Genomic DNA, 4,096 nt, shown 5'->3' on the forward strand with positions numbered 1-4,096 from the left:
CGTCGGGGGCGGGCGGTGGAGCGCGGGGAATCGCGGCGCGGCGCGCGGGCCGCGACAGGCGGGCGGACTAACGTAGCCCGCGATGCGCGACAGACTCTGCTCGAAGGTGGGATGCGCCCGCGAGGCGATGAGCACCCTCACCTACGATTACGGCGACCAGATGGCGGCTCTCGGCCCCCTGGGTCGTGTCGACGATCCGCACGCGCACGACCTCTGCGCGATCCACGCCGATCGTCTGTCCGTGCCGCGCGGCTGGGTCGTCGTCCGCCACGAGACGTTGCGCGCCTGAGCCTGCTCAGCGGCCGGTGAGACTCGCCGCACGCTCGCGTTCGATCACGAGGGTGCGGTACTCCCGATCCCGTCGCACGGACGCGACGGCGCGCACGAACGCCTCGGGATCCGCCGGGGGGCGCGGCGACACGAACGGAGCCACGGCGTCGGCCAGAGAACCGGCGATCCGGACCCGCGCTGCCGGGTCGAGAAGCTCCGCGCCCCGGACGAACTGCGACAGCCGGGCGGCGAGCCGATCCGGGAGCCGCGAGACGTCGGCGACTTCCGCCCAGGACTCCCAGCCCGCCGGTAATCCCGGTGCCGGCGGCGGGAGGGGGCGCGTGCGGGTCCGCTCGCTCGCGGTGCCGGCGACGAGGTCGCCGAGACGCTGAGCACGCGGCGTGAACATGCCCACGACAGCGGCGATGCCGCCGAGGGTCAACCAGAGCTCGAGAACGCCGACCAGGGCCCGGATCAACGCCGCGCGGAACCCCGCCGCGCCGCCGTCGACGCGCACGATCCGTCCACCGACCGCGAGGCGGCCGAGGCTCCGTCCGCGGGACAGGGTCTCGACGGTGGTGGGGAGGACGACCATGACCAACACGATCAGGGTGATGATCCCGATCCGAAGGGCGCTGTCGGGAAGGGCTCCGGATGCCGCCATCGTGACGAGCAGGAGGCCGCCGCCGATCAGCAGAACGACGCCCACCAGCATGTCGATCAGGCAGCCGAGGGCGCGCAGGAAGAACCCGAGCGGCTGGACATCGAGAGCGACCGCTTCACCGGTGAGGATCTCCTCGGACGCGGTGTCGACGAAGCGGGAGGATGCCGTGGACGAAGCCATGCGTACAGTTGACCACATGGACCTCGACGCTCTCACGGCCGCCCGCCGCGAGGAGTGGGCGCGTCTGGACGAGCTGGGCCGCGCGCGACGCCTCACCGGCGACCAGGTGGACGAGCTCGTGACGCGGTACCGCGCGGCATCCGCTGATCTCGCCGACATCAAGACCTCTGCCGGTCGCACGCCCCAGGGGGACTACGTCTCGATCCTCCTGGCGCGCACGCGACTGCGGCTCACGGGCGTGCGGGAGAACGTGCTGAAGCAGATGCCGCGGTTCTTCCTGCTCCAGTTGCCGGCGGCGCTGTACCGCGTGCGGTGGAGCACTCTCGCGGTCGCGGTCGGCTTCGTGGTCGTCGCGACGATGGTGGCCCTGTGGATCTCGGGGGACCCGGCCACGGTCGCCGCTCTCGGGAACCGCAGCGAACTGCAGAACTACGCCGACGAGCAATTCGTGAGCTACTACCGCGAGAACCCCAATGCGATCTTCGCGGGGTCGGTGTGGACCAACAACGCCTGGATCGCCGCGCAGTGCGTGCTGTTCGGGGTGACGGGCATCTGGCCGCTGACGGCGATGATGCAGAACGCCATCGGGGTGGGACAGTCGGCCGCGATCATGATCGCCTTCGACCGCACGGACGTGTTCTTCCAGTTCATCCTTCCGCACGGTCTTCTCGAACTCACGGCGATCTTCGTCGCCGGGGCCGCCGGGTTGCACATCTTCTGGGCGTGGGTCGCTCCCGGGCGGAGGACGCGGGCGGCGGCGCTCGCCGCCGAGGGGCGGTCCCTCGCCACCGTCGCGGTGGGGCTCGTCTTCGCTCTGGCCCTGTCAGGCATCGTCGAGGGGTTCGTCACGCCGCGCGAGTGGCCCTGGCAGGTGAAGATCGCGATCGGCGCCGTCGCCCTCGGAGTGTTCTTGTTCTACATGCTGTGGGTCGGGAGGAAGGCCGGCCGGGCGGGGGAGACGGGAGACCTCACCGAGTACGAGGCGGGGACCCCCACGCTCACGGCGGGCTGACGGCATCCGTTCGTTCCCCCGCGTGTCATTTTTGATTCACTCAAAAAAAGGTACAGTGGTCGCATGCTCGACGATCGGACGGACGCCACCGCGGATGAGCTCCTCCGCGGTGCCGGGCTGCGGGTGACGGCGACACGGGTCGCCGTTCTCGAAGCCCTCCGCGCCCGCCCGCACGCCACCGCGGACGCCGTGTACGACGGCATCCGCGGGACGCTCTCCGGCACGAGCAAGCAATCGGTGTACAACGCGCTCGGCGACTTCGCCGACGCGGGTCTCGCCCGCCGCATCGAACCCGCCGGTCATGCCGGCACGTTCGAGCTGCGCGTCGGTGACAACCACCACCACGTGGTGTGCACCGAATGCGGACGCATCGACGACGTGGACTGCGTCGTCGGGGAAGCGCCGTGCCTGCACATACCGGAGGGAAGCGGGTTCTCCATCCAGACCGCCGAAGTGACGTTCTGGGGGGTCTGCCCCGATTGTCGAGCAACGTCCGAAGCCGAACGACCGAGAGGATCCCGATGAGCGACGCTCTGAACGGGTGCCCCGTTTTCCACGATGGAGCCGCCCCCGACGACAACCGACTGCCGGTGGGCGAAGCCCCCGCCGACAGCGAACCCGCCGGCGCCCTGCCCCACCCGACCCAGGGATCCGCCAACCGCGTGTGGTGGCCCGAATCCCTCAACGTGAAGATCCTCGCCAAGAACAACGCGCTGCGCGACCCGCTCGACGAGGGCTTCGACTATCGCGCCGCTTTCGAGGCGCTCGACCTGAACGCCGTCAAGCAGGACCTGAAAGAGGTCATGACGACCTCGCAGGACTGGTGGCCCGCGGACTTCGGTCACTACGGCCCCCTCATGATCCGCATGGCGTGGCACAGTGCCGGCACGTACCGCGTGACCGACGGTCGCGGCGGCTCGGGCGCGGGCATGCAGCGCTTCGCCCCGCTGAACAGCTGGCCCGACAACGTCAACCTCGACAAGGCGCGTCGCCTGCTCTGGCCCGTCAAGAAGAAGTACGGCCAGGCGATCTCGTGGGCCGACCTCATGATCCTCGCCGGCAACGTCGCGCTGGAGGACATGGGCTTCCCGACCTTCGGCTTCGCCGGGGGCCGCACCGACGTGTGGGAGCCCGACGACGACGTGTACTGGGGTCCCGAGACCACGTGGCTCGGCGACGAGCGCTACACGGGCAACCGTGAGCTCGAGCGCCCGCTCGCCGCGGTCCAGATGGGCCTCATCTACGTCAACCCGGAAGGCCCCAACGGCAACCCCGACCCCCAGCTGTCGGCGAACGACATCCGCGAGACGTTCGGCCGTATGGCCATGAACGACGAGGAGACGGTCGCGCTGATCGCCGGCGGTCACACCTTCGGCAAGACGCACGGCGCGGCGAGCGACTCGCACGTCGGCCCCAACCCCGAGGCCGGCGACATCGAAGACCAGGGCTTCGGGTGGAAGAGCGACTTCGGCAGCGGCAAGGGCGACGACACGATCTCGTCGGGCCTCGAGGTCACCTGGACCTACCACCCCACGCGCTGGGACAACGAGTTCTTCCACATCCTGTTCGCCTACGAGTGGGAGCTCTTCCAGAGCCCCGCGGGCGCTCACCAGTGGCGTCCCGTCAACGGCGGCGGCGCCGACATGGTGCCTCTCGCCCACTCCGAGGGACGCCGCGAGCCCCGCATGCTCACGAGCGACCTGGCTCTGCGCGTCGACCCGGCCTACGAGAAGATCTCCCGTCGCTTCCTCGAAGACCCGGCCGCGTTCCAGGATGCCTTCGCCCGCGCCTGGTTCAAGCTGACCCACCGCGACATGGGCCCGCGCGAGCGCTACCTCGGCTCCGAGGTGCCCGCCGAGGTGCTCGTGTGGCAGGACCCCGTTCCGGCCGTCGACCACCCGCTGATCGACGAGGCGGATGCCACGGTGCTCAAGCAGCGCATCCTCGACAGCGGCCTCACGGTGCAGCAG

At 70.1% G+C, this 4,096-nt stretch carries 5 protein-coding genes; 4 read left to right on the forward strand and 1 reads right to left on the reverse strand.

The window, feature by feature from the left end:
* The first annotated feature begins 82 nt into the window (after window positions 1–82).
* Complete coding sequence (locus tag NS220_RS10145) at window positions 83–289, forward strand: DUF3499 family protein (RefSeq protein WP_013583633.1); 207 nt, start codon at window positions 83–85, stop codon at window positions 287–289.
* A gap of 6 nt (window positions 290–295) precedes the next feature.
* On the opposite strand, the gene NS220_RS10150 is transcribed toward NS220_RS10145, so the two are convergent.
* A complete protein-coding gene (locus tag NS220_RS10150; protein WP_058623957.1) occupies window positions 296–1,114 on the reverse strand; it encodes an RDD family protein in 819 nt (272 codons plus the stop codon).
* 16 nt (window positions 1,115–1,130) lie between these two features.
* On the opposite strand from NS220_RS10150, the gene NS220_RS10155 reads away from it, so the two are divergent.
* The 3 genes from NS220_RS10155 to NS220_RS10165 form a co-directional block, all read left to right on the forward strand.
* Window positions 1,131–2,126 (forward strand): stage II sporulation protein M, encoded by a 996-nt coding sequence (locus NS220_RS10155; protein ID WP_058623958.1) that lies wholly within the window; start codon window positions 1,131–1,133, stop codon window positions 2,124–2,126.
* A gap of 63 nt (window positions 2,127–2,189) precedes the next feature.
* Window positions 2,190–2,651 (forward strand): Fur family transcriptional regulator, encoded by a 462-nt coding sequence (locus NS220_RS10160; protein ID WP_058623959.1) that lies wholly within the window; start codon window positions 2,190–2,192, stop codon window positions 2,649–2,651.
* A partial coding sequence (locus NS220_RS10165) for a peroxidase family protein (protein ID WP_346335419.1) occupies window positions 2,648–4,096 on the forward strand: 1,449 nt, incomplete at its 3' end. The genes NS220_RS10160 and NS220_RS10165, both read left to right, overlap by 4 nt.

Source organism: Microbacterium testaceum (genome assembly GCF_001476655.1).
Taxonomy (GTDB): Bacteria; Actinomycetota; Actinomycetes; order Actinomycetales; family Microbacteriaceae; genus Microbacterium; species Microbacterium testaceum_C.

What these genes read in the sequence shown, in the direction of transcription:
- NS220_RS10155 (WP_058623958.1), top strand. Translation starts at nt 1,131, where the DNA reads ATGGACCTCGACGCTCTCACGGCCGCCCGCCGCGAGGAGTGGGCGCGT.
- NS220_RS10160 (WP_058623959.1), top strand. Translation starts at nt 2,190, where the DNA reads ATGCTCGACGATCGGACGGACGCCACCGCGGATGAGCTCCTCCGCGGT.
- NS220_RS10145 (WP_013583633.1), top strand. Translation starts at nt 83, where the DNA reads ATGCGCGACAGACTCTGCTCGAAGGTGGGATGCGCCCGCGAGGCGATG.
- NS220_RS10150 (WP_058623957.1), bottom strand. Translation starts at nt 1,114, where the DNA reads ATGGCTTCGTCCACGGCATCCTCCCGCTTCGTCGACACCGCGTCCGAG.